This window comes from Variovorax raffinosi (assembly GCF_051216615.1).
GTDB lineage: Bacteria > Pseudomonadota > Gammaproteobacteria > Burkholderiales > Burkholderiaceae_C > Variovorax.
Genome location: NZ_JBPJZR010000002.1, coordinates 560,094 through 584,894, shown reverse-complemented (window position 1 = coordinate 584,894; position 24,801 = coordinate 560,094). Strand labels below are relative to the sequence as shown.

18 protein-coding genes and 1 tRNA gene are annotated in these 24,801 nt (G+C 66.7%); 9 read left to right on the top strand and 10 right to left on the bottom strand.

Features of this window, described 5'->3' with window-relative positions; all coding sequences use genetic code 11:
* Nucleotides 1–11 precede the first annotated feature (11 nt).
* The 7 genes from rpoC to ACSFB7_RS08735 all read left to right on the top strand — a co-directional run bounded on the left by rpoC (nt 12) and on the right by ACSFB7_RS08735 (nt 10,234).
* The gene (gene rpoC / locus ACSFB7_RS08765; RefSeq protein ID WP_435469069.1) at nt 12–4,244 is read left to right on the top strand and encodes a DNA-directed RNA polymerase subunit beta'; all 4,233 of its coding nucleotides are present in this window, start codon (nt 12–14) and stop codon (nt 4,242–4,244) included.
* Nucleotides 4,245–4,340: 96 nt separating this feature from the next.
* Nucleotides 4,341–4,946, top strand: a complete 606-nt coding sequence (locus tag ACSFB7_RS08760; RefSeq protein WP_435469067.1) for a LemA family protein — start codon at nt 4,341–4,343, stop codon at nt 4,944–4,946.
* A gap of 118 nt (nt 4,947–5,064) precedes the next feature.
* On the top strand, nt 5,065–6,396 hold the full coding sequence (gene rsmB, locus ACSFB7_RS08755; RefSeq protein WP_435469953.1) for a 16S rRNA (cytosine(967)-C(5))-methyltransferase RsmB: 1,332 nt from the start codon (nt 5,065–5,067) through the stop codon (nt 6,394–6,396).
* A complete protein-coding gene (locus ACSFB7_RS08750) occupies nt 6,377–7,015 on the top strand; it encodes a DUF4390 domain-containing protein (protein ID WP_435469065.1) in 639 nt (212 codons plus the stop codon). Before rsmB ends, ACSFB7_RS08750 begins: the two co-directional genes overlap by 20 nt.
* Nucleotides 7,012–9,342, top strand: coding sequence for a sensor histidine kinase (locus tag ACSFB7_RS08745; RefSeq protein WP_435469063.1), 2,331 nt, complete (start codon nt 7,012–7,014; stop codon nt 9,340–9,342). Before ACSFB7_RS08750 ends, ACSFB7_RS08745 begins: the two co-directional genes overlap by 4 nt.
* 88 nt (nt 9,343–9,430) lie before the next feature.
* Complete coding sequence (locus tag ACSFB7_RS08740) at nt 9,431–10,132, top strand: response regulator (RefSeq protein WP_435469061.1); 702 nt, start codon at nt 9,431–9,433, stop codon at nt 10,130–10,132.
* 26 nt (nt 10,133–10,158) lie between these two features.
* Nucleotides 10,159–10,234, top strand: a tRNA-Phe gene (locus tag ACSFB7_RS08735).
* Between the two features lie 98 nt (nt 10,235–10,332).
* On the opposite strand, the gene ACSFB7_RS08730 is transcribed toward ACSFB7_RS08735, so the two are convergent.
* From ACSFB7_RS08730 to ACSFB7_RS08705, 6 genes are all read right to left on the bottom strand, one after another.
* The gene (locus ACSFB7_RS08730; protein WP_435469059.1) at nt 10,333–11,718 is read right to left on the bottom strand and encodes a coniferyl aldehyde dehydrogenase; all 1,386 of its coding nucleotides are present in this window, start codon (nt 11,716–11,718) and stop codon (nt 10,333–10,335) included.
* A 36-nt stretch (nt 11,719–11,754) separates the two neighbouring features.
* Entirely contained in the window at nt 11,755–13,032 is a 1,278-nt protein-coding gene (locus tag ACSFB7_RS08725; RefSeq protein ID WP_435469057.1) for a DSD1 family PLP-dependent enzyme, read from the bottom strand.
* Nucleotides 13,033–13,155: 123 nt separating this feature from the next.
* A complete protein-coding gene (nadE, locus tag ACSFB7_RS08720) occupies nt 13,156–14,007 on the bottom strand; it encodes an ammonia-dependent NAD(+) synthetase (protein WP_435469055.1) in 852 nt (283 codons plus the stop codon).
* A gap of 34 nt (nt 14,008–14,041) precedes the next feature.
* Entirely contained in the window at nt 14,042–15,211 is a 1,170-nt protein-coding gene (locus tag ACSFB7_RS08715) for a phospholipase A (protein WP_435469053.1), read from the bottom strand.
* Complete coding sequence (locus ACSFB7_RS08710; protein WP_435469051.1) at nt 15,208–15,675, bottom strand: hypothetical protein; 468 nt, start codon at nt 15,673–15,675, stop codon at nt 15,208–15,210. The genes ACSFB7_RS08715 and ACSFB7_RS08710 overlap by 4 nt, the downstream gene beginning before the upstream one ends.
* Nucleotides 15,672–17,771, bottom strand: coding sequence for an ATP-dependent helicase (locus ACSFB7_RS08705; RefSeq protein WP_435469050.1), 2,100 nt, complete (start codon nt 17,769–17,771; stop codon nt 15,672–15,674). The genes ACSFB7_RS08710 and ACSFB7_RS08705 overlap by 4 nt, the downstream gene beginning before the upstream one ends.
* A gap of 133 nt (nt 17,772–17,904) precedes the next feature.
* Between ACSFB7_RS08705 and ACSFB7_RS08700 the strand changes: the two genes are divergently transcribed.
* Nucleotides 17,905–18,924: an AEC family transporter gene (locus ACSFB7_RS08700; RefSeq protein WP_435469048.1), complete on the top strand. Its 1,020-nt coding sequence runs from the start codon at nt 17,905–17,907 to the stop codon at nt 18,922–18,924.
* A gap of 12 nt (nt 18,925–18,936) precedes the next feature.
* Here ACSFB7_RS08700 and ACSFB7_RS08695 read toward each other — a convergent pair whose 3' ends face one another.
* Entirely contained in the window at nt 18,937–19,587 is a 651-nt protein-coding gene (locus tag ACSFB7_RS08695) for a hypothetical protein (RefSeq protein WP_435469046.1), read from the bottom strand.
* A gap of 288 nt (nt 19,588–19,875) precedes the next feature.
* Between ACSFB7_RS08695 and ACSFB7_RS08690 the strand changes: the two genes are divergently transcribed.
* The gene (locus tag ACSFB7_RS08690; RefSeq protein ID WP_435469044.1) at nt 19,876–20,085 is read left to right on the top strand and encodes a hypothetical protein; all 210 of its coding nucleotides are present in this window, start codon (nt 19,876–19,878) and stop codon (nt 20,083–20,085) included.
* A 28-nt stretch (nt 20,086–20,113) separates the two neighbouring features.
* Here ACSFB7_RS08690 and ACSFB7_RS08685 read toward each other — a convergent pair whose 3' ends face one another.
* The 3 genes from ACSFB7_RS08685 to hemE all read right to left on the bottom strand — a co-directional run bounded on the left by ACSFB7_RS08685 (nt 20,114) and on the right by hemE (nt 24,759).
* Nucleotides 20,114–21,022 (bottom strand): hypothetical protein, encoded by a 909-nt coding sequence (locus ACSFB7_RS08685; RefSeq protein ID WP_435469042.1) that lies wholly within the window; start codon nt 21,020–21,022, stop codon nt 20,114–20,116.
* 49 nt (nt 21,023–21,071) lie between these two features.
* A complete protein-coding gene (gene priA, locus ACSFB7_RS08680; protein WP_475545394.1) occupies nt 21,072–23,171 on the bottom strand; it encodes a replication restart helicase PriA in 2,100 nt (699 codons plus the stop codon).
* Nucleotides 23,172–23,649: 478 nt separating this feature from the next.
* Nucleotides 23,650–24,759, bottom strand: coding sequence for a uroporphyrinogen decarboxylase (gene hemE / locus ACSFB7_RS08675; protein ID WP_435469038.1), 1,110 nt, complete (start codon nt 24,757–24,759; stop codon nt 23,650–23,652).
* Nucleotides 24,760–24,801: the final 42 nt, after the last annotated feature.

Below are 24,801 nucleotides of genomic sequence, written 5' to 3'. Positions count from 1 at the left end.
GAAAGAGTCACATGAAGTCATTACTCGACCTGTTCAAGCAATTCACGCCGGATGAGCATTTCGATGCCATCAAGATCGGCATGGCTTCGCCCGAGAAGATCCGTTCGTGGTCTTTCGGCGAAGTGAAGAAGCCCGAGACGATCAACTACCGCACCTTCAAGCCCGAACGCGACGGCCTGTTCTGCGCCAAGATCTTCGGGCCCATCAAGGACTACGAATGCCTGTGCGGCAAGTACAAGCGCCTGAAGCACCGCGGCGTGATCTGCGAGAAGTGCGGCGTTGAAGTCACGCAGACCAAGGTGCGCCGCGAGCGCATGGGTCACATCGACCTGGCCGCGCCCTGCGCCCACATCTGGTTCCTGAAGTCGCTGCCGTCGCGTCTGGGCCTCGTGCTCGACATGACGCTGCGCGACATCGAGCGCGTGCTGTACTTCGAAGCCTACGTGATCACCGACCCCGGCATGACCCCGCTGAAGAAGTTCGGCATCATGTCCGAGGACGACTACGACACCAAGCGCAAGGAATTCGGCGACGAATTCGTTGCCAAGATGGGCGCTGAAGGTATCAAGGACCTGCTGGAAGGCATCGAGCTCGACAGCGAGATCGAACGCCTGCGTGGCGACCTGACCGGCTCCGAAGTCAAGGTCAAGAAGAACTCCAAGCGCCTGAAGGTGCTGGAAGCCTTCCGCAAGTCGGGCATCAAGCCCCAGTGGATGGTGCTGGACGTGCTGCCCGTGCTGCCGCCGGACCTGCGTCCGCTGGTGCCGCTGGACGGCGGCCGCTTCGCGACCTCCGACCTGAACGACCTGTATCGCCGCGTCATCAACCGCAACTCGCGTCTGCGCCGCCTGCTGGAGCTGAAGGCTCCGGAAATCATCGCGCGCAACGAAAAGCGGATGCTGCAAGAGGCTGTCGACTCGCTGCTGGACAACGGTCGTCGCGGCAAGGCCATGACGGGCGCCAACAAGCGTGCGCTCAAGTCGCTCGCCGACATGATCAAGGGCAAGAGCGGTCGTTTCCGCCAGAACTTGCTGGGCAAGCGCGTCGACTACTCGGGCCGTTCGGTCATCGTGGTGGGCCCGACGCTCAAGCTGCACCAGTGCGGCCTGCCCAAGCTGATGGCGCTCGAACTGTTCAAGCCTTTCATCTTCTCGCGCCTCGAAGCCATGGGCATCGCGACGACGATCAAGGCTGCCAAGAAGGAAGTCGAATCGGGCACGCCGGTGGTCTGGGACATCCTGGAAGAGGTCATCAAGGAGCACCCGGTCATGCTGAACCGTGCGCCTACGCTGCACCGTCTGGGCATCCAGGCCTTCGAGCCCATCCTGATCGAAGGCAAGGCCATTCAACTGCACCCGCTCGTCTGCGCGGCATTCAACGCCGACTTCGACGGCGACCAGATGGCCGTTCACGTGCCGCTGTCGGTGGAAGCGCAAATGGAAGCCCGCACGCTGATGCTGGCCTCCAACAACGTGCTGTTCCCGGCTTCGGGCGAGCCGTCGATCGTTCCTTCGCAGGACGTGGTGCTGGGTCTGTACTACACGACCCGCGACCGCATCAACGGCAAGGGCGAGGGCCTGATCTTCTCCGACATCGGTGAAGTGCAGCGCGCGCTGGACGCCAACGAAGTCGAGCTGACCGCCCGCGTCGCGGTGCGTATCACGGAGTACACCAAGGACAAGGAAACCGGCGTGTTCACGCCGTCGACCTCGCTCGTGGACACCACCGTGGGCCGTGCACTGCTGTCCGAGATCCTGCCCAAGGGCCTGCCGTTCTCGAACATCAACAAGGCGCTGAAGAAGAAGGAAATCTCCAAGCTCATCAACGTCTCGTTCCGCAAGTGCGGCCTGAAAGAGACCGTCGTGTTCGCCGACAAGCTGCTGCAAAACGGCTTCCGTCTGGCAACCAAGGCCGGTATCTCGATCGCCATCGACGACATGCTGGTGCCCGCTGAAAAGCACGGCATCATCGAGCGCTCGGCCAAGGAAGTGAAGGAGATCGAACAGCAGTACGTCTCCGGTCTGGTGACCTCCGGCGAACGCTACAACAAGGTGGTGGACATCTGGGGCAAGGCCGGCGACGAAGTGTCGAAGGTCATGATGGCCAAGCTCTCCAAGGAGCGCGTCATCGATCGCCATGGCAAGGACGTCGAGCAGGAGTCGTTCAACTCCATCTACATGATGGCCGACTCGGGTGCTCGCGGTTCTGCAGCGCAGATTCGCCAGGTGGCCGGTATGCGGGGCCTGATGGCCAAGCCGGACGGCTCGATCATCGAGACGCCCATTACCGCGAACTTCCGCGAAGGCCTGAACGTGCTGGAGTACTTCATCTCCACCCACGGTGCCCGTAAGGGTCTGGCCGACACGGCGCTGAAGACGGCGAACTCGGGTTACCTGACCCGTCGTCTGGTCGACGTGACGCAAGACTTGGTCGTGACCGAGCAGGACTGCGGCACGCACAACGGCTACCTGATGCGCGCGATCGTCGAAGGCGGTGAAGTGATCGAGTCGCTGCGCGACCGAATCCTCGGCCGCTCGGCTGCGGACGACGTGCTGCACCCGGAAAACCGTTCGGTGCTGCTCAAGGCCGGCGAGATGTTCGACGAGGACAACATCGAAGAGCTCGAAGCGCAAGGCGTCGACGAGGTCAAGGTGCGTACCGCGCTGACTTGCGAAACCCGCTTCGGCATCTGCGCGACCTGCTACGGCCGCGACCTGGGCCGTGGCGGCCTGATCAACATCGGCGAAGCCGTCGGTGTGATCGCGGCGCAGTCCATCGGCGAACCCGGCACGCAGCTGACGATGCGTACGTTCCACATCGGTGGCGCGGCATCGCGTGCGGCAGTGGCCTCGAGCGTCGAAGCCAAGTCGAACGGCTCGATCGGCTTCAACGCCACGATGCGCTACGTGACCAACAGCAAGAACGACCTGGTCGTGATTTCGCGTTCGGGCGAGATCGTCATTCATGACGAACACGGCCGTGAACGCGAACGCCACAAGGTGCCGTACGGCGCGATCCTGGCGGTCAAGGCCGACCAGCAGATCAAGGCCGGCCACGTGCTTGCCAACTGGGATCCGCTGACGCGCCCCATCATCACGGAATTCGCCGGCAAGACGCAGTTCGAAAACGTCGAGGAAGGCCTCACGGTTGCCAAGCAGGTGGACGAAGTGACCGGTCTGTCGACCCTGGTCGTGATCGATCCGAAGCGCCGCGGCGCTGCCAAGGTCGTTCGCCCGCAGGTCAAGCTGATCGACGCACAAGGCCAGGAAGTGAAGATCCCGGGCACCGATCACTCGGTGACCATCGGCTTCCCGATCGGCGCCCTGGTGCAGATCCGCGACGGACAGGACGTGGGCCCCGGCGAAGTGCTGGCCCGTATTCCGGTCGAAGGCCAGAAGACGCGCGACATTACCGGCGGTCTGCCGCGTGTGGCCGAGCTGTTCGAAGCCCGTTCGCCGAAGGACAAGGGCATGCTGGCGGAAATGACCGGCACCGTGTCGTTCGGTAAGGAAACCAAGGGCAAGATTCGCCTGCAGATCACCGATCCCGAAGGCGGCGTCTACGAAGACCTCGTGCCGAAGGAAAAGAACATCCTGGTGCACGAAGGCCAGGTGGTGAACAAGGGCGAGTCCGTGGTCGACGGCCCGGCGGATCCGCAGGACATCCTGCGCCTGCTGGGTTCGGAAGAACTGGCGCGCTACATCGTGGACGAAGTGCAGGACGTGTACCGCTTGCAAGGTGTGAAGATCAACGACAAGCACATCGAGGTGATCGTTCGCCAGATGCTGCGTCGCGTCGTGGTCGACAACATCGGCGAGACCGGCTACATCTCCGGCGAACAGGTCGAACGCAGCGAAATGCTCAACACCAACGACGCCCTGCGCGCCGAAGGCAAGATCCCCGCGACGTTCACCAACCTGCTGCTGGGTATCACGAAGGCATCGCTGTCGACCGACTCGTTCATCTCGGCTGCTTCGTTCCAGGAAACGACGCGCGTGCTGACCGAAGCCGCGATCATGGGCAAGCGCGACGAGCTGCGCGGCCTGAAGGAAAACGTCATCGTCGGCCGCCTGATTCCCGCAGGCACCGGCATGGCCTACCACCAGGCCCGCAAGGTCAAGGACGCCATGGACGAGGCCGAGCGCCGCGCCATCGCCGAGTCGGAAGCTGCCGAACTGGCAGGCTCCGGCGACAGCGATGTGACCAGCACGGTCGACGCCAGCGAAGGCGCCGCGACCGAATAACTGGTTAGCATCACCGGCCATGACCGGTACCCCACGCCCCCCGACCGCTCACGGTTGGGGGGCGTTTTTCTTTGTGTTCTCCATGAGGCTTTGTCGATGAGCTTGTTGCCCGAATCGCTGGCCAGCTGGATCGTGATCGCGGTGCTGCTGTTCTGGTTTGTCGGCGCTTACAACCGGCTGGTGCGTTTGCGCGCGACCGTGCTGCAGGCCTACGCCACGCTCGATGCGGCGTTGAGCAAGCAACTGGACTTTGTGCAGGCGAGCATCACCGCCGAGTTGCCGGCCGAAGCGCCGGCGAACGAATTGCTGTCGTCGATCGCGCCGCTGCAGGCCGCCACCACGCAGCTGGCCACCTTGCTGGGCGCGACCCGGCTGCATCCGCTCGATGCCGGTGGCATGGCCGCGTTGGCGACTGCGCTGCAGGTGTGGATCGGCGCATGGCAGCGCAAGCACCCGGATGCGGTGACGATCTTCGAGGCCGACGGCACGCTCTCGCGCCCGGCACAGTTGCAGCCCGGGTCCGTGGCTGCGGCACCCAGCGCCATCGAGCCGATTGCGTGGCCCGAGCCTTCTGCGGCCGCGGAGATTGCTCGCCACCAGTTCAACATCGCGGTGAGGCACTACAACGCCGCACTGACCCAGTTCCCGGCGCTGCTGGTGGCATGGGCCGTGCGTCTGCGTCCGGCCGCGCCTTTGCTCTGACGACGCGGCTTCCTTTCCATCTTTACCTTGCGCGGCGTCCTGCTTTTGGCTCGCCCGTTACCATCGCCCCAACTTGGCTGAACTACCTTCCGATCCTTCCAGCAACGCCTCGCCGTTGCTGCAACCGCCGCTGTGGCGCCAACTGCAATTGACCGCGGTGGCGTTGGCGTCGATCCGCGCCGGCACTTCGGGTTCCGTGGCGTTCGAGGCTGTCGAACCGGCGATGCGGCCCGGCGTGCAGGCGCTCGGCTTCCAGGTGCTGCGCTGGCTCGGCCGCGCCGAAGCATTGCGCCGGCATCTCGCCAAGCGCACGCCACCGCCATTGCCCGATGCCTTGCTGTGCACCGCGCTGGCATTGGCCTGGGACGGTGAACGCGCGCCCTACGAACCCTTCACGCTGGTCGACCAGGCCGTCGAAGCCGCCAAGCGGAACCCCGCCACGCGGGCGCAGGCCAGCTTCATCAACGCGTGCCTGCGCCGTTTCCTGCGCGAACGCGACGAACTCGTGGCCATCACCGATAGCGAGCCGGTCGCGCAATGGAACCATCCGCGCTGGTGGATCGAGCGCCTCAAGCGCGACCATCCGCGTGAATGGCAGCGTGTGCTGGGTGCCGACAACGCACAGGCGCCGATGACGCTGCGCGTCAACGCCCAAAAATCCAACGCAGCTTCTTATCTGTCGGAGTTGGAAGCCGTGGGCCTTGCCGCTACCCGTGTGGGGCCGAGCGGCCTGCAACTGGCACGCGCACGCCCGGTGCAACAACTGCCCGGCTTTGCCGATGGGTCCTGTTCGGTGCAGGACGCGGCGGCCCAGATGGCTGCGCCTCTGTTGCTCGATGGCTTGTTGCCCACATCGCCGGGCGCCGCACCGCTGCGCGTGCTCGACGCCTGCGCCGCACCCGGCGGCAAGACCGCGCATCTGCTCGAGATGGCCGGCGCAGACGCCATCGATGTGATCGCCCTCGAAGTCGATGCCGTCCGCAGCCGCCGGATCGACGAAACCCTGGCCCGCCTCGGCCTGAAAGCCAAGGTGGTGGTCGCCGATGCCGCACGCCCCGCCGACTGGTGGGACGGCACGCCTTTCGACGCCATCCTGCTCGACGCGCCATGCACCGCTTCAGGCATCGTCCGCCGCCATCCCGACGTTCGCTGGCTGCGCCGCGAAAGCGATACCGCCCAGCTTGCCGCCCAACAGGCGGCGCTCCTGGCCGCGCTCTGGCCGCTGGTGCGGCCCGGCGGCCGTCTTCTTTACTGCACCTGTTCCGTCTTCCGCGAAGAGGGCTCGCAACAAATTGATGCGTTTCTTGTACACAACACCAACGCACGATTGCGGCCGTCACCGGGCCATTTGCTGCCTCAAAGCGGGGCGAATGCCCGTGGCGTCCCGGACAATCTCTCAGGTGACCACGACGGCTTCTTCTACGCCCTGCTTGAAAAGCGCCCGGACTGAGCGGCGCTGGCCGGTCCTGCTGGCCGTGCTGGCCTGGGCCTGGGTGATGTGGATGGCGTTGCTGCCGGCCCCGGCCGCCGCGCAGAGCCGGCCCGGAGCCTCGATCACGCAGATGCGCCTTGAACAGGCCGACGACGGCGTGTACCTGGGTGCGGCCGTGCAGTTCGAGCTGCCCACGCTGGTCGAGGAGGTGCTCGACAAGGGCATCGCCATCTACTTCGTGGCCGAGGCCGAGCTCTTCCAGGAGCGCTGGTACTGGACCGATCGCAAGGTGGCGCAGGTGCAGCGCCACATGCGGCTGGCCTACCAGCCGCTCACGCGGCGCTGGCGCCTCAACGTGTCGCCGCTGCCCATCACCGGCGCGGTGGGCCTGGGCATTTCGCTGAACCAGAATTTCGACACCCTCAGTGACGCGCTGGACGCCATCAAGCGCATCGGCCGGCTGCGGCTGGGCGACGCCGCGGAAATCGGCGACGAGCCGCTGCACCAGGTGACCTTCCGCTTCCGGCTCGACACCTCGCAGCTTCCGCGTCCCTTCCAGATCGGCGTCGTCGGCCAGGCCGACTGGAACATCTCGGCCGAGCGCACCGCGCGGCTGGCGCTGGAGAAGCAGCGGTGAGCACCGCACCGCGCAGCGGCGCAGCGGCCACGCCCGTTGCTCGCCGCTCGCGCGCGATGCGCTGGGCCGTGGGCGTGGGCGCCGCGATGGTGACGGCCATCGGCCTCGTGCTGATGTTCCTGCTGGCGCAGGCCACCAACAACCGCGAGCTGTACGAGCGCTACTACGTGCGCCTGTTCGGCATCAATGTCGTGGTGGCGGTGCTGCTCGTGCTGGTGATCGGCTGGGTCGCCTTCCGGCTGCTGCGGCGCTTGCGCCAGGGCAAGTTCGGCAGCCGCCTGCTGATCAAGCTGGCAGCCATCTTCGCGCTGGTGGGCGTGGTGCCCGGGGCGCTGGTCTATGTCGTGTCCTACCAGTTCGTCGAGCGCTCCATCGAGAGCTGGTTCGACGTCAAGGTCGAAGGCGCACTCGATGCGGGCCTGAACCTCGGTCGCGCCACGCTCGACTCACTCTCCGACGACCTGGCCACGAAGACACGCAGCGCGAGCGCGCAACTGGCCCAGGTGCCCGATGCGAGCGCGGGCCTGGTGCTGGAGCGCATCCGCGACCAGCTCGAAGCCAGCGACGTGGTGCTCTGGACCGGCTCCGGGCAACTGATCGCCGGCGCGGGCGCCTCGCGCTTCCAGCTCAATCCGGAGCGGCCGACCACCCAGCAGTTCCGCCAGGTGCGGCCGGACCGGCCTGTCGCGCACATCGAAGGCCTGGACGAAACCGCCATCCCCGGTGCCGCGCCGCCGGCCGCGAGCGTGCGTGCATTGGCCATGGTTCAACGGCCGGGTTTCGACTTCGACACCGCGCCGCGCTACCTGCAGGTCACGCGGCTGCTGCCGCCGGCCGTGGTCAAGAACGCGCTGGATGTGCAGGAAGCGAATCGCGAATACCAGGAGCGGGCGCTTGCACGCGGCGGGCTGCGCCGCATGTACATCGGCACGCTGACACTGAGCCTGTTCCTCGCCGTCTTCGGCGCGGTGCTGTTGGCCGTGCTGTTCGGCAACCAGCTCGCGCGGCCGCTGCTCGTGCTGGCCGATGGCGTGCGCCAGGTGGCGGCCGGCGACCTGCGGCCCACCGCTGTGCTGCAAGGCAAGGATGAGCTGGGCGGCCTCACGCGCTCTTTTGCCGTGATGACCCAGCAACTGGCCGATGCGCGCGGCGCGGTCGAGAAGACCGTGGGCCAGCTCGATGCGGCCCGTGCCAACCTACAGACGATTCTCGACAACCTCACCTCGGGCGTGATCGTGCTCGACGCCAAGGGCATCGTGCTGTCGACCAACCCCGGCGCCACCCGCGTGCTGCGCGCCCCGCTGGCCGCTTACGAAGGGCGGGCGCTTGTCGATGTGCCAGGCCTGGCCGACTTCGGCACCAAGGTGCAGCAGCAGTTCGACGAGTTCCAGGTCGAGCGCATGCAGCACGGCCTCGACCACTGGCAGCATGCCTTCGAGCTGCACGCCAGCGGCACCGATCTGCCGCAACAGGACGGCGCCATCAACATCGTCGCGCGCGGCGCGGAGCTGCCCGGTGCCGCGCGGCTGCTGGTGTTCGACGACATCTCCGAGATCGTGTCGGCCCAGCGCGCGCAGGCCTGGGGCGAAGTGGCGCGCCGGCTGGCGCACGAAATCAAGAACCCGCTGACGCCCATCCAGCTGTCGGCCGAGCGGCTGGAGATGAAACTCTCGGGCAAGGTCGCGCCGCCCGAGCAGGCCATCCTCGTGAAGTCGGTGAAGACCATCGTCGACCAGGTCGATGCAATGAAGCGGCTGGTGAATGAATTCCGCGACTACGCGCGCCTGCCCGCGGCCGACCTCAAGCCGGTCGATCTCAACGCCCTGCTGGTCGACGTGCTTCAGCTCTACAACGCCGAGAACCTGCCGATCGCGCTGCGCTCCGAACTCGACGAGCGCTGCCCGCCGATCCGCGGCGATGAACAGCAGATCCGCCAGGTCCTGCACAACCTGCTGCAAAACGCGCAGGACGCTGCCGAGGCTGCGGCCAGTGCCACCGGCAAGGCCGGCGAGGTCGTCGTTCGCACGCGGCTGGGCGACTCGGGCCAGCGCGTGCGCCTGACCGTGCAGGACAGCGGCCCGGGTTTTGCCGAGAACATTCTCAAGCGCGCCTTCGAGCCCTACGTCACGACGAAAACAAAAGGTACCGGTTTGGGCCTTGCCGTCGTCAAGAAGATCGCCGACGAACACGGCGCGCGCATCGAGCTTTCCAACCGCGTTGTCGACGGGGCTGTGGCGGGGGCGCAAGTCTCGCTATCATTCGCGCTGGCAAGCGAGTCGCGCGCAGCGACCGCTCACACTGAAGATTCGAAGTCTTCCGCCACCTGAGCGCGAACAAGTCCGTCGCTCAGGCGATGGATGGGCCAGCGGACCTACCTACCTTTGCAGACACCAGCGCATACAACAAGCAGCACTCATGGCAAACATTCTCGTGGTCGATGACGAGCTGGGCATTCGGGACCTGCTCTTCGAAATTCTCAATGACGAAGGGCACAACGTGGAGCTCGCGGAAAACGCCGCCGAAGCCCGCGCTGCACGCCAGCGCGCGCGGCCCGACCTCGTGCTGCTCGACATCTGGATGCCGGACACCGACGGCGTCACGCTGCTCAAGGAGTGGTCCACCGCCGGCCTGCTGAGCATGCCCGTCATCATGATGAGCGGGCACGCCACCATCGACACGGCGGTCGACGCCACGCGCATCGGCGCCTTCGCATTCCTCGAAAAACCGATCACGCTGCAGAAGCTGCTCAAGGCCGTCGAGCAGGGCCTGGCCCGCGAAAGCGCACGCCGCGCCGCCGCTGGCGTGGTGCCCGCCCCGGCGGGCGGCCACCTGCCTGCTGCGATCACGACCACGGGCGACAGCCTGCTGATGGCGTCGCTGGCTTCCGTGCCCGTGCCCGATGCAGGCCCGCAGTCGACCCAGAGCTTCGACCTTGACCGCCCGCTGCGCGATGCGCGCGACGGCTTCGAGAAGGCGTACTTCGAGTTCCACCTCGCGATGGAGAACGGTTCGATGACCCGCGTCGCCGAAAAAACCGGCCTCGAACGCACCCATCTGTATCGCAAACTCAAACAACTTGGTGTGGATCTTTCAAGAGGGCGCAGAAGCGCTGTATAATTTAGGGCTGCACACAATGCAACCGAGGCCCGGTAGCTCAGTTGGTAGAGCAGCGGATTGAAAATCCGCGTGTCGGTGGTTCGATTCCGCCCCAGGCCACCAAATCGCTAAGCCCTTGATTCCTAACAGGATCAAGGGCTTTTCTACTTCCAGGGCCCTGCAGCCGGACCCCTCGCCAGTGCCCGACAGCCCCGCCGCCCTCAACGCACCAGCAACTTCATCATCCGCTCGAACGTCTTCCCATAAGGCGGCTTGAACAGCCCAAGCCCGTTGAATGCCGACTGGTGAAAGATCGGCTTCATCTTCGAGATGGTCTCGAAACCGTATTCCCCGTGGTACGCGCCCATGCCGCTCGCACCGACGCCGCCGAAGGGCAGGTCGTCCTGAGCGATGTGCAGCAGCGTGTCGTTGATCGACACGCCACCGGCCACGGTGTCGTGCATCACCCGGTCGATGGTCGCGCGGTTCTTCTCGAACAGATACAGCGCCAACGGCCGCGGATGGGCGTTGACGTAGGCGATGGCCTCGTCGATGGCGCCGTAGCCCATCACCGGCAGGATCGGCCCGAAGATCTCTTCCTTCATCACGCGCATGCCGTCCTGCACGCCGGTCAGCAGCACTGGCGGAAAGCGCCGCGTGGCGGCGTCGGGTGCCATCTCGGACAGCGGCACGGCGGATGCGCCTTCCTGCTGCGCCAGCGCCGCCAGTTCCTGCAGCCGCGAAAAATGGCGCGGGCTCACGATGCTCGTGTAGTCGGTGTTGTTGGCAAGGTCCGGGTACATCGCCGAGAACACGCGCCGCGCGCTGTCGATGAAGCGCTGCTGCTGGCCTTCGGGCACCAGCACGTAGTCGGGCGCGATGCAGGTCTGGCCCGCGTTGAGCGTCTTGCCCACGAGGATGCGCTCCACCGCTTTCTCGAAGTTGGCATCGGGCCCGATGATCGCGGGCGACTTGCCGCCCAGCTCCAGCGTGACCGGCGTGAGGTTCTCGCTCGCGGCGCGCATCACGTGATGGCCCACGGCCGTCGAGCCGGTGAACAGCAGATGGTCGAAGGGCAGGCTGGAGAATTCGCGTGCCGCCTCGGCATCACCGTTGACGACCGCGATCTCATCGGCCGCGAAGCTCGCGCGCACCAGCGTCGCGAACAGTTCGGCAAAGCGCGGCGTGAACTCCGATTGCTTCAGCATCACGCGATTGCCCGCTGCCAGCGCCGCCGTCATCGGCCCCACGGCCAGGTTCAGCGGATAGTTCCACGGCACCACGATGCCGACCACGCCCAGCGGCTGCGGCATGATCCGCGACGACGCGGGCTTGAACCACAGGCCGGTCGAGCGACGCCGCACCCGCATCCATTTTTTGCCGTGGCTCAACGCATGGTTGATGCCCTCGATGGCGGGGAACACCTCGGCCAGTTCGGTTTCCTGAAAGGGCCGGTTGAAGAAGTCCGCGCTGATGGCGGCGGCGATCTCGCGGCGGTTGTCCTTCACCAGTGCACGCAGCCGTTTGAGGCGATCGGCGCGCTCGCTCCATGGCGGCGTCTGCGCGCGCAGGCTTGCGGCACGCATGGCGTCGAATGTTTGTCGCATGTCTTGGTTCATGGGTATGTACGTCGCAAGGGCCTCTCAGCCCGTCTGTTGATACACCGGCCAGTAATCCTGGATCTTCCCGCCGCGCAGCGTGACGAGATCGCCGAACTGCAGCAGCACGCCTTCGACGATGGCTGGCCGAAGGAACACCTGGTCGTCCACCTTCAGGCCCACGGCCGGCGAGCCGGTCACGTTCTCCTGGTTGGCACTGTGCCCCAGGATGCCGTTGAATTGAAGACCCTTCGGCGACTCGTATTCGGCCAGCCAGTAGCCGCCGTAGACATAGAAGGTCTCGCGCTGGTTCACGTCCCACCACGAGAAGATCTTCGACTTGCCGTCGAGCGCCGGAATCATCACCGGCCCGGTGGCCTTGATGACCGGCGTGGCGATGAAAGCGGCCGGCACATGCGCGGCCAGCGTGTCGATGTCGTAGTGCGTGGGCTTGAGCAGGGCCGTGCCGGTGCTGACCTCGGTGCTCAGCTTCTCGGCCTCGTGCAGCTTGTAGCTCGGGCTGCCGCCGGTGTTGAGCGTGAGGCCGTCGTTCCACAGCGCCGGGTACTGACCGCGCACATGGTCGACAAAACCCTGGTAGATCGCCATGGCCTTGCCCAGCAGTTCCTGCGGCGACCCCAGCGCCTTCGGCACGCCGAAGCCCACATGCGCGTCGTAGCCCATGAAGCCCGCGAACTCCAACTGCTGCAGATTGGCCGCGATCAGATCGAGCATGCGGCCCAGCGTTGCGTTGTCGGCCACGCCGCCACGGTGCAGGCCCACGTCGATCTCGATGTTGATGCGCATCTTCGTGCCCAGCCCCTTCGCCAGCGCCAGGTACTGCTGCAGCCGCTCGGGCGTGTCGAGCAGCCATTGCAACTGCCGCGACGGATCGAAAACGCCCCTGTGCTTCTTGTAGAACAGCTCGGCCGAATGCACCGGCAGCGGCTTGCCCATGAGGATGTCGAAGTCCGGAAAGATCTGCGCGTCGATGTTCAGGAAGGGCTGGTGAAACGACATCAGCCGCTTCGTGCCCGAGCGCTTCGCGACATAGTCGATCAGCGCATGCGAGGGCAGTGATTTCTCGACGATGCGGTAGTGCTTGCCGCCTTGCTTCAGGCTCTGCATCACCAGGTCGAGGTTGCGGTCCATGCGGTCGAGGTCGATGACCATGCACGGGCGCATCGGGCCGTTCTTCTTCAGCTCGTCGTTGAGCGCGCGAAAGTAGTCGTCGTACGGCGCACCGTGGTCACCGGGCCGCAGCGCGAAGGCGCCGACAGCGGCCACACCCAAGATACCCAGCAGGATCTTTCGACGGCTCATGCATTCACTCCGGACAGTTGACGCAGACAGGGGCGAGCATGCACCCATCCGAGCCAGGTTGTGCGGGCCGTGCCGGAAATGATCGGGGCGGGGCGTTGATGAACAACTCCGCGCCCGTTCTCGTCAGCCGCCCGCGACGGGCGGCTCGACCGGCAGCGCGCGCTTGTGCGCGCTCTTGCGATGCGTCGACAGGATGATGGTGCGCGCCGCTGCGGACACCGGCTTACCTTCGAGAAAGTCGTCGATCTGCTCGTAGCTCACGCCGAAGGCGTCTTCGTCGGGCTTGCCTGGCACCAGCGATTCGAGGTCGGCCGTGGGCACCTTGTAGACCAGTGCATCGGGCGCGCCGAGCAGTTGCGCCACCGCGCGCACGCGGCGCTTGTTCAGGCCGGTCAGCGGCGTGATGTCGGCCGCGCCGTCGCCGAACTTGGTGAAGAAGCCCATCAGCGCTTCGGCCGCGTGGTCGGTGCCGATCACGATGCCGTCGTGCGCGCCCGCCACCGCGAACTGCGCCACCATGCGCTCGCGCGCCTTGATGTTGCCCAGCACGAAGTCTTCGTGCGCCGCGTCGCGGAACTTCAGGTCGCCGGCCTTCAGCGCCGCGAGCATGCCGTCGGCCGCGGGGCGGATGTCGACGGTGATCGTGCGGTCGGGCTTGATCACGGCCAGCGAGGCCTGCGCTTCCGCCTCGTCCTTCTGCACGCCGTAGGGCAGGCGCATCGCGATGAAGCTCGCGTTGTAGCCGGTGGCGCGCAGCCGCTCGACCGCGCGTTGCGCCAGGCAGCCGGCGGTCAGCGAATCGACACCGCCGCTGATGCCCAGCACCAGCGTCTTCAGGCCGGTGCCGCGCAGGTAGTCGGCCAGGAACGCCACGCGGCGCTCCAGCTCGGCGGCCGCATCGAAGACCGGCGCGACATGCAGCGCCGCAATGATCTCGCGCTGCGTGGCATCGACGGGGGACAGATCTGCACTCATGGGTTTGCCTGCGTGTGAAGAAAGAAAGAAGAAATCAGAAATCCACAAGGCTCAGGCCGATGCTCAGCACCGTGCGCTTGCGGTTGTAGTCGACCAGCGTGTCGCCATAGCCCGAGAACAGTTGCGTGTGAAAGCGCAGGTTGCTCTTGGTTGGATCGCCGATGGCCTTGAGCCATTCGAGCCGCACCGAGCCGCGGCCGCTGTCGCGCAGGTTGTTGCGCACCGTGATGCCGAGCTGGTTGTCGCGGTTGAGGTTCCAGCGCCCGGTGATTTCGGCACGGCCGATGTAGTCGGCGATGTCGGGGTTGTCGTCCTTGGCTGCGCTCTCGGAGATGCGCTTCCAGATGCGCCCGGTGATGGTGAAGCGGTCGTCCAGTTCGGCGCCGCCCATCAGGTACACGCGGTTCCAGCTGCGCGACAACGGCAGGCTCTGGCCGTTCGACTGGTGCACGATGCCCAGGCCCGTATAGCGCCAGCGCCAGCCGCCCGGCAGCTTGAAGTCGGTCGGGTAGACATACATCAGCTCGGGTTCGTGGTCGGTGGTGCGAAACGGCCGCGAGATCGCGCCGTTGAACAACTGCCAGGTCGACTGCTGCGTGTAGGCGAACCACAGCGAGTCCTTGCGGATCGGGTCGTTCTGCGTGAGCATGCCCTGCGCGAGCTTGGTGCGCACCGACAGGCCGATGCGCATCTCGTTGGCCTGGTAGGCGATCGGGTCGCCGGTGTGGTCGGGCGAGGGCGAGGTGGGCGTCTGCGGCTTCTTGGTGGCGGCCGAGACCGACACATTGAGCGGGCGGTAGCCACGAAAGCCGAAGGTGCCGCAGTCGGTCGCGTTCTCGAGTTCCCAGAAGCGCGACAGCGTCGAGTACTGGCGGTCGCGGCAGCCTTCGGTGGTGGCGACCGAGACCACGCGCGTGGCGGGAATCGAGCCGTCCACCGGCGGTTGCGTGCTCGCGAGCACCGGTGGCGCGACGGGCACCGACGCCGAGGGCAGCGTCTGCTGCTGCGCCCAGCGGTCGAAGCAGGCCAGCCGCGCGTCGTTGTTGGCGCCCAGTGCCGCGCACTGCTGCCAGGTGAGCTGCGCATCGGCCAGCGGGCTCGCCGGCTTGTCGACGGCCTGCGCGTGCGCCGCGCCGCCGCCGAGGCAGGCGATGACGACGGTCGCCAGCGCGCCGAAGTTGAAGTGGAGGCTTGTCGTCGTCATTGCTTTCCTTCCGCACCACGGGTCTTGTTGAGCACAAAAGGATGTGTGCTCTCGTCCGTGGCGTCACGCCACGTTCCCCTGAACTCGCGGCCGCAGGAGCCGGCCAGCAGCTTGCCCGACCACACGCCGCTGATGGCGTGGCCGTCCAATGATTCGTCGATGGAGAGCGCGCCTTCGTCGTCGACATCGCCCGCGAGCTGCGCGACCGAAGCCTTCGCCGGGTTGCCGGCGTTGCGCGTGATGGTGCCGCGCACGCCGTCGTAGTCGGGGTGCTTGCCCAACTGCACGTTGGCCACGGCGGGCAGGTCGTCGAAGCGGGCCTCCCATCGGCCGTAGAGCGATTGCAGCGGGAGCTGGCGCGCATCGGCCGGGCAGTTGGGGTCGTTGCTGCCGCCGGGGCCCGTTGCGCAACCCGCGAGCGCGCAGGCGGTGCCGACGAGAAGCGCCGCGAGGCCCGCCTTCATGACGAGGCAGCGGCCGCCTTGGCGGCTGCGCTGTCCTGTGCCTTGCGCGCGAACTCGGCGCGCAGCGCCTTGAGCTTTTCGCGCGGGTCTTCCTTCGTCGTTTCCTTGTTCAGGCCCATTTCGGCGATGAAGCGGCTCGGCACGCAGGGCACCATGTCGCGGCCCTGCTTGCGCTTCTTGGTCCAGCTCACGGCCAGGCTGCGCTGCGCGCGGGTGATGCCCACGTACATCAGGCGGCGTTCTTCCTGCAGGCGCTGCAGCGTCTCGTCGCTCACCACCTTCTGGCGGCCGTTGTCGTCTTCGAGCTTGAAGGGCAGCAGGCCTTCGGTCACGCCGATCAGCATCACGTGCGGCCATTCGAGGCCCTTCGATGCGTGCAGCGTGGAGAGCGTGACCATGTCCTGGTCCTGCTCGCGTTCGCTGATGGTCGACAGCAGCGAGATGGTCTGCGCCACTTCGAGCAGGCTCTTGCGTTCGGTTTCGCTGTCGTTGGCGCCCGAGGCGTCGTCGAGCGAGCCGCCGGCGCGCTGCGACATCCAGTCGACGAACTCCATCACGTTGTTCCAGCGCGAGGCCGCGGCCGCTTCGCTGTCTTCGCCTTCGTAGAGATGGCGTTCGTAGTCGATTTCCTTGAGCCATTCGAGCATGAACGCGCGCGAATCTTCCGCGCCCATGGTGCGGCGCGCGCGGTATTCGAGGTCGTTGATGTAGCGGCTGAACTCATGAACGCCTTCGAGCGTGCGCTTGGGCATCACGCTGGGCAGCGAGGGGCTGAACAGCGCCGCGAACAGGCTCAGCTTGTACTGGCTCGCGAAGGTGCCCAGGCTGGCCAGCGTGGTGTGGCCGATGCCGCGCTTGGGCGTGGTGATGGCGCGCAGGAATGCCGGGTCGTCGTCGTTGTTGACCCACAGGCGGAACCAGCCGCACAGGTCCTTGATTTCGGCGCGGTCGAAGAAGCTCTGGCCGCCCGACACCTTGTAGGGGATCTGCGCCTTGCGCAGCGCCTGCTCGAAGATGCGCGCCTGGTGGTTGGCGCGGTACAGGATGGCGAAGTCGCGGTACTCCTTGTACTGCTTGCCTTGCGTGGTGGCATCGCCCGCGCGCAGGCTGACGATGCGCGCGACCGTGCGCTCGGCCTCGTGCAGTTCGCTGTCGGCATCGACGATGCGCACCGGCTCGCCTTCGCCGAGTTCGGAGAACAGCGTCTTGGGAAACAGCTTGGGGTTGGGGCCGATCACGTTGTTGGCGGCCCGCAGGATGGCACTGGTGGAGCGGTAGTTCTGCTCCAGCTTGATGACCTTGAGCGTCGGGTAGTCGACCGGCAGCTTGCGCAGGTTGTCCAGCGTGGCACCGCGCCAGCCGTAGATCGACTGGTCGTCGTCGCCCACCGCGGTGATGCGTCCGCTCTCGCCGGCCAGTGCCTTGAGCACTTCGTACTGCGTGGCGTTGGTGTCCTGGTATTCGTCCACCAGGATGTGGCCGAGCGCGGCCTGCCACTTGGCGCGCACTTCGGGGAATTCGTGGAGCAGCTTGAGCGGCATGCCGATCAGGTCGTCGAAGTCGACGCTCTGGTAGGCCTGCAGCCGCTCCTGGTAGTGGCCCATGACTTCGGCGGTGATGCGCTCGTTGTCGTCCACCGCAATGGCCGCGGCCTGCTCGGCGTTCAGGCCCATGTTCTTCCACTTGCTGATGGTCCACTGCCAGATGCGCGCGGTGGCCGTGTCGGTGGTGCTGCCGGCGTCCTTCAGGATCTTGGTGACGTCGTCGCTGTCCAGGATGCTGAAGGCGGACTTGAGGCCCAGCACCGCGCCGTCTTCGCGCATCATGCGCACGCCCAGTGCGTGGAAGGTGCAGACCACCACCTTGCGCGCGTCCTTGCCGATGAGGTCCTTGGCGCGCTCGCGCATTTCGGCGGCCGCCTTGTTGGTGAAGGTGATGGCCGCGATGCGCTTGGGTTCGAGGCCGGCCTGGATCAGCCGGCCGATCTTGTGCGTGATCACGCGCGTCTTGCCCGAGCCGGCGCCCGCAAGCACCAGGCAGGGACCGTGCATGTAATTGACCGCTTCTTGCTGCGCGAGATTGAGACCGTGAGACATGGGGGAGGGGGAACCGGAAAACGCCGTGGGGAACGGCAGGCGCAAAGCGGTCAATGATACGGGGGTGGGCTTCGGCTGCCGTGTCAGCGGGCATCGCAAGACGCGTTCCAGGGCGGGGGACGACAATCGCCGCGTGCTGCCTGTATTCCTTGTTACTTTCCCTTTCTTCGCGTTGATCGCGGCCGGCTACGGTGCCGCGCGCACCCGCATCCTGCCGCTGGACGCAATCGCCGGCCTCAACACCTTCGTGCTGTATTTCGCGCTGCCGTGCATGCTGCTGCGCTTTGGCGCCGGCACGCCCATCGGGCAACTGCTCGATGGCAGCGTGGCGCTGGTGTGGGGCGCCAGCGCGCTGGCCGTGGTGGCGGGCGTGGTCATGTTCACCCGCAACGCGCGTGTGGGCTGGAACGACGCGGCCTTCGGCGCGCTGGTGGCGGCCTTTCCGAACACCGGCTTCATGGGCGTGCCACTGCTGGTGGCGATCCTGGGGGCGCAGGCGGCCGGGCCGATGATCATCACGATCGCGTTCGACCTCGTCGTCACCTCGTCGCTGTGCATCGCGCTGTCGCGGCTCGACGGTGCGGGCGGCGCAGGAAGGCATGGCGCCACGCAGGCCGCGCGCAAGGCGCTGCGCGGCATTGTGGTCAATCCGATGCCGTGGTCGATCTTGCTGGGTGTGCTGCTGTCGGCCGCGCGCTGGCCGTTGCCGGGGCCGCTGGAGCGCACCGTGGCGATGCTGGCCGATGCCGCGTCGCCGGTGGCGCTGTTCACCATCGGCGCTGTGCTGGCCCGCTCGGCGCTGCTGGCGCGCGAACACGGCGCCAGCGCGGCCGTGGCGCAAGCCATGGGCACGACCGGCAAGGCGGCGGCCAAGGCGCCGTGGAGCGATGTGCTGCCGGTGGTGGCGGTCAAGCTGCTGGTGCACCCGCTGCTGGTCTGGGGCCTGGGGCTCGGCGTCATGGCGCTGGGCCTGCCGCTGGCGCCGGCCGCGCTGGTGGTGATCGTGCTGGTCGCGGCGCTGCCGAGCGCAAGCAATGTGTCGATGCTGGCCGAGCGCTTCGGCGCGGACAACGGCCGCATCGCCCGCATCATCCTGTGGACGACGGTGGTGGCCTTCTTCAGTTTTCCGCTGGCGGTCGGCGCGCTGCGCTGAACCGGCGGGCGGCTACGGCGTCAGCACGCCGAGCTTGTACGGATCGGCGTCGGGCAGGCGCTCGCACTTCGAGAAGTCGCGGCCCTGCGTGCCGTCGCAGTAGTAGGTGTTGTAGATGCGCCCGAACAGCGACGGGCTGGCGGTGAACAGCACGCCGTGCTCGGGCTGCCAATTGTCCTTGACGGGCGGGGCGCTGGCCTCCACCGGCTTGGGAGGTTCCACCGGGGCCGCCGAGGCCACCGTCGTGACGGCGGCGGCAGCAGCGGGCGGCGTGAAATCGGCCAGTGTCTTGTGGGCCTCGTCGCCGCGCCAGCGCACCGCCAGTTCGGCCGCCGTGGGCCGTGCCGCCACCGGCAGCAGGATGCCGTTGACCTGCAGGCCGTAGCCGAAGCGATGGGTCTTGCCGGCCAGGAAGGCATAGGCGCAAGCGGCCATGCACTGGCCGCGCACCTCGGTCTGCACGCCGCTCAGCCGGATCGCATCGGCAAAGGCGCCGGCCGCTTCGGCGGTGCCGCCGAACGAGTCTTCAAAGACGACGGTGCGCACCGTGCCGCTGCCCAGGCGCTCTGTAAAGTCCTTGATCGCGCTGCCGTCGAGCGTGCCCGACACCACCAGCCGGCTGCCCTGCAGTTCAAGCTCGGCCGCGGAAACAGGTGCTCCCATGGCCCATGCGAGGCAGGTGAATGACAGAACCCAACCAGAAAAAGACGACGGTTTCACGGCGACCTTTGCGATGAGCGAGCATGTTTGGAACGCGCGATCCGGGATGAGTTCGCGCCTTTACAGCTTGAACAGCGGCATGCCCTGCCGTCAACTGGTTTTTTACAAATTTTGGGGTAGGGCGCGGGCAGGCCTTAAGGCATAGGGGTCGCTACCACTTCAGTTGAATGCTTCAGTTTGCAGGTGCGCTGCTACAGTGGTTGCCAGTCAAAGATGTGAATGGGGCGCGCTATGGCAATACTGGTTCGCATCCTGGTGTGGGTGGCCTGGCTCGCTGGCGCGGGCTGGTTCTGGCACGCCGGCAAGGTCGGTACCGCCAGCGCGATCGCGCTCGCGGCGCTGAGCCTCGTGGTGTTCGCATGGCCGAACAGCATTGCGCGGCGACGACACAACGAGTTGCGCTACGTCGACATGGGCAAGGAACCGACGGGCTACCACTGACCATCGGAGCATCGGGAATGCTCGTGGATCAGCCCGGTGCGGTGTCCTGCGCCAGGCGCTGGAACTCGTGGCGCTTCATCACCAAATAGTCGTTGCGGTCCACTTCGTGAAGCTGCTGCGCGTACTGCTCGGTCGCGTCGAACCAGCTTCCCAGCCGCTGCTCAAGCTGGCCCGATGCGGGCGCATCCAGGTAGCTGTCGATCGCCAGGTAGTAGCGCATGGTGTTGCGCTCCACCACCCCGCGCACGCCGCCGACGTAGCCACCGCCTTGCCCCTGCGGCGTGAAGCCGACCTTGTCGCTGCCCAGCGTGGCCAGGTAGCCCTTCATCGCCAGCCGCGCCGCGGTGCCGTAGGCGTACGCATAGCCCAGGTGAATGGCCGTCTTGCCGCCATCGGCCGGCGTGGCTTCGAGCACGATGCTGTAGTCGCGCGTGGACATCGGGCCACTGGCGGCGCTCAGGCGCACGTTGAGGTAGTTCGGGTCCGTCTTGCCCAGGCTGTAGGCGAAGTCGATCTTCTGCGCATCCGACAGCGGCTGGTCGAACTTGCGCCCCACCGCCACCGCGAGCGTGCCGCCGCCGGCCTTGACGGCGCAGTGCTTGGTATTCAGGTGAAGCATCAGCACCTGGCACCACGCAGCGGGCTCGCGCAATGCGCCGCTCACGGCGTTGAAGGGATGGTCGACCAGCGCGTAGACATCGCCGCTCAGCCGGTCCGGGGCCTCGGTCGATTCGAGCGTCAACGGCCGCTTGAAGGCATTGCGCGCCAGTTGCGGTGCGAGCGCCTGCAGCTTGCTGCGCAGCGCGGGCGCGCCGCCATTGGCCGGTGCGGCCTGCAGCGCCAGTGCCGCGACGGGCACCAGCAGCAGCGCCGTCACCCAAAGCATGCCGACGCGCGCACGGCCGCACATGTGTGCGGGGGTAAGCGATGTGTTCATGCAAATCACCTTGGTGGCGTCGCTGGCGCTGTCTTGCAGGACAACCGGCTCAGATGCTGTGCGGATCGACGTCGACCAGCCAGCGGATCACGCCCTTGCCCTCGGGCGTGCGCCGCAACTCGTGCAGCAGCGGCTGCCAGCCCGCCAGCAGGCGCTGCAGCGCGGCGCGCGAGGGGCTTTCGATCAGCATCTGCGCACGCTCCACATTGGCCACGCGCTGGATGGCCAGCGGCACCGCCGGGTAGCGCGTGACAAGGTCCGCGCCGGGCAATTCCTCGGCCTTGTCGGCCGCCATGTTCAGGAAGGCCTGCGCCACCGACTGCTCGCGCGCATCGGCCCGCAGCAGTGCCTGGAACGCGAAGGGCGGCATGCCGGCGGCCCGGCGTTCGTCGAGCTGCTGCTGAGCGAACACGGCGTAGTCGTGCCTGCGCAGCGCCATGAACAGCGGGTGCTGCGCATGGTGCGTCTGGATCCACATCTCGGCCGTGGCGCCCTGCGCCGCAAGGTAGGCCGCGTCTCGCCCAGCACGCCCCGCCGATTGCATCAGCAGGCTGAATAGGCGCTCGGGCGCACGGAAGTCGCTGGAGAACAGCGCGCCGTCGGGGTTGACTGCCGCGACCAGCGTGATGCGCCGGAAGTCGTGGCCCTTGGCAATCATCTGCGTGCCGACCAGCACGTCGACCTCGCCCGAATGCACCGCTGCAAGCTGCGATTCGAGCGCGCCCTGTTTCTTGGTGCTGTCGGCATCGATGCGCGCGATGCGCACCGCGCTGCCGTCGGGCCGGGTCACCGCCGCGAACAGCTCGGCCAAGTGCTCTTCGAGCCGTTCGGTGCCACGGCCCACGGGCGCGATGTCGGGGTTGCCGCAGGCTGGGCAGGCGCGCGGCACGCGCTCTGTAAAGCCGCAGTGGTGGCAGCGCAGCGTGCGGTCGATCTTGTGGAACACGCGGTAGGCGCTGCAGTGCGGGCATTCGCTCTTCCAGCCGCAGTCGCCGCAGGCCAGCACCGGCGCATAGCCGCGCCGGTTCAGGAAGATCATGCTCTGCTCGCCGCGCGCGATGCGCTGGCCGATGGCATCGAGCAGCGCGCCCGACAGCACCGTCTTCGGCGGCTGCAGGTTCATGTCGACCAGCCGCACGGCCGGCAGTTCGCCCGCGCCGATGCGCGAGGGCATGGCCAGCCGCACATAGCGCCCGCCCGGGTCTTCGCCTTCGGCGGGCCGGCTCTGGTGCCAGCTTTCGAGCGAAGGCGTGGCCGAGCCGAGGATCACCTTCGCGCCTTCGCGCTGGCCGCGCCACACCGCCAGGTCGCGCGCCGAATAGCGCGCGCCTTCCTGCTGCTTGTAGCTGGGGTCGTGCTCCTCGTCGACCACGATGAGCTTGAGCCCCGGGATCGACGCGAACACCGCCATGCGCGTGCCCAGCACGATGCGCGCGGCGCCGCTGTGCGCCGCCAGCCAGCTCGCCAGCCGCTGCGGGTTCGTCATGCCGCTGTGCAGCGACACCACCGCCTCGTCGCCGAAGCGCGCCTTGAAACGTGCTTCCAATTGCGGCGTGAGGTTGATCTCGGGCACCATCACCAGCGCCTGCGCCTCGGGGTCGCGCGCGAGCAGGTCGGCCACGCAGCGCAGGTAGACCTCGGTCTTGCCGCTGCCAGTGCTGCCGACCAGCAGGAAGGTGCCGCTCTCGGCCTCGATGCGGGCCAGCACGCTGGCCTGCTCTGCGCTCAGCGCTATCAAATTCGCGGCTTCGGCCGTTTCGGCGACAGGGCCGGTCGTCGTCTTGCGCTTCAGGCGCCGCGCCAGTTGCGTGGTCGTCAGGTCGCGCAGTTGCGGCGGCAGGGCGGCCAGCGCGATTTCGCCGATCGAGCGCTGGTAGTAGCGCGCCGCGAAAGCCACCAGGTCGCGCCAGGCCTCGCCCAGCGGCGCCAGCGCATCGAGCGCCGCGCCCACGGGCTTGAGCGCCATGTCGGGCTCGGCGCCTGCCAGCGACGTCGGTTCGTTCCAGACCACGCCGAGCACCTCGCGCCGGCCCAGCGGCACCCGCACCAGCGTGCCGGGCACCAGCGGCGCGGCGCTGGCGTAGCTCAGCAGGTCGCCGAGCGCGGCATGCGCCGGCGTCTGCACCGCGATGTCGAGCCGCCACGACAGGGCTGCCGGCGCGCTCGCGGGCGCCGGTGCAGCGCTGTCGTCTGTCGTCGTGGCGCCCGTTTCAGGGACTGGGTGGGTTGTGGAAATGGGCGGCCCTGTTGGAAAGGTTTGTTAATGCGACTTTGAGCAAATCCGCATAAGTCGTTGATTTTTCAGTGCTTTGCGGGCCATCCAGAGTTTCTGTGGATAACTTTGTTGACAACCGGGCTGGACACGCTGGCGAGCCTTGAAAATCAAGGCTCTGACTGGATTGCCCGGAAAAAAAGCAAAAATCAAATCCTATATAAATCAACAACTTAGCGTCGCTATCTCTTTCGTAGCAAAGAGAGAGGTGCCTCAGATAATCTTGCGCAGTGCAACACGAGTTTTGTGCATAAGTCCGGCCTGCAATACCGTTTTTGCGCTTGACAAACGGCTGTGGACCGACTTTTGAAGGCGTTCCGGCGTCTGCGCGCGCCTCGCCCTTTGCGTCACATTTTTAACCGCGCAGGGCGCGCGACTGGCTGTGCACCGCCTCGACCAGCGCCGCCACATGGTCCGGCGGCGTGAACTGGCTGATGCCGTGGCCCAGGTTGAAGATGTGAGTCGGCCCCGTGGCGTTGCGGTCGGCGTGCGGCTTGCCGAAAGCCTGCAGCACCTTGGCCACTTCGGCCTCGATCTGCGCCGGCGGCGCGAACAGCACGTTCGGGTCGATGTTGCCCTGCAGCGCCTTGGCCTTGTCGTCGGTGCCTTCGCCGACCTGGCGGCGCGCGGCGCCCAGGTTCACCGTCCAGTCGACGCCGAGCACTTCGCAGTCGAGCTGGCGCATGGCGTCCAGCCAGAGGCCGCCGCCCTTGGTGAACACGATGCGCGGCACGGGCTGGCCGTCGGCGCCGTTGCGCTTCAGGCCCGCCAGCACGCGTGCTGTGTAGGCGAGGCTGAATTCCTGGAACGCGCCGTCGGCCAGCACGCCGCCCCAGCTGTCGAACACCATCACGGCCTGCGCGCCGGCATCGATCTGCGCATTGAGGTACGCGGCCACCGAATCGGCATTGACCGCGAGGATGCGGTGCATCAGGTCGGGGCGGCTGTACAGCATGCCCTTGACGAGCCGGTAGTCGCTGGAGCCCGCGCCTTCGACCATGTAGCAGGCCAGCGTCCACGGGCTGCCCGAAAAACCGATCAGCGGCACGCGGCCATCGAGCGCCTTGCGGATCGAGGCCACCGCGCTGAACACATAGCGCAGCTTGTCCATGTCGGGCACTTCGAGCGCGTTCACCGCCGCTTCGTCGCGCAACGGGCGCGCAAAGCGCGGGCCTTCGCCGGCCTCGAACGACAGGCCCAGGCCCATGGCGTCGGGCACGGTGAGGATGTCCGAGAACAGGATCGCCGCGTCGAGCGGGTAGCGCTCCAGCGGCTGCAGCGTGACTTCGGTGGCGTAGTCGGTGTTGGTCGCCAGCCCCATGAAGCTGCCCGCCCTGGCGCGCGTGGCGACGTACTCGGGCAGGTAGCGGCCGGCCTGGCGCATCAGCCAGACGGGCGTGTGATCGGTGGCCTGGCGCCAGCAGGCCCGCAGGAAAGTGTCGTTTTGCAATGGGGCGAAAGGCATCCCGCGATTGTCGCAGGGGCCCGCGCATTGACCGACAGCGCA

Bases quoted from the DNA above. Each gene is read 5' to 3' on its own strand.
- rpoC (WP_435469069.1), top strand. From the start codon at position 12: ATGAAGTCATTACTCGACCTGTTCAAGCAATTCACGCCGGATGAGCAT.
- ACSFB7_RS08760 (WP_435469067.1), top strand. From the start codon at position 4,341: ATGAGCTTGTTGCCCGAATCGCTGGCCAGCTGGATCGTGATCGCGGTG.
- ACSFB7_RS08740 (WP_435469061.1), top strand. From the start codon at position 9,431: ATGGCAAACATTCTCGTGGTCGATGACGAGCTGGGCATTCGGGACCTG.
- ACSFB7_RS08730 (WP_435469059.1), bottom strand. From the start codon at position 11,718: ATGCGACAAACATTCGACGCCATGCGTGCCGCAAGCCTGCGCGCGCAG.
- ACSFB7_RS08725 (WP_435469057.1), bottom strand. From the start codon at position 13,032: ATGAGCCGTCGAAAGATCCTGCTGGGTATCTTGGGTGTGGCCGCTGTC.
- nadE (WP_435469055.1), bottom strand. From the start codon at position 14,007: ATGAGTGCAGATCTGTCCCCCGTCGATGCCACGCAGCGCGAGATCATT.
- ACSFB7_RS08715 (WP_435469053.1), bottom strand. From the start codon at position 15,211: ATGACGACGACAAGCCTCCACTTCAACTTCGGCGCGCTGGCGACCGTC.
- ACSFB7_RS08710 (WP_435469051.1), bottom strand. From the start codon at position 15,675: ATGAAGGCGGGCCTCGCGGCGCTTCTCGTCGGCACCGCCTGCGCGCTC.
- ACSFB7_RS08705 (WP_435469050.1), bottom strand. From the start codon at position 17,771: ATGTCTCACGGTCTCAATCTCGCGCAGCAAGAAGCGGTCAATTACATG.
- ACSFB7_RS08695 (WP_435469046.1), bottom strand. From the start codon at position 19,587: ATGGGAGCACCTGTTTCCGCGGCCGAGCTTGAACTGCAGGGCAGCCGG.
- ACSFB7_RS08690 (WP_435469044.1), top strand. From the start codon at position 19,876: ATGGCAATACTGGTTCGCATCCTGGTGTGGGTGGCCTGGCTCGCTGGC.
- ACSFB7_RS08685 (WP_435469042.1), bottom strand. From the start codon at position 21,022: ATGAACACATCGCTTACCCCCGCACACATGTGCGGCCGTGCGCGCGTC.
- hemE (WP_435469038.1), bottom strand. From the start codon at position 24,759: ATGCCTTTCGCCCCATTGCAAAACGACACTTTCCTGCGGGCCTGCTGG.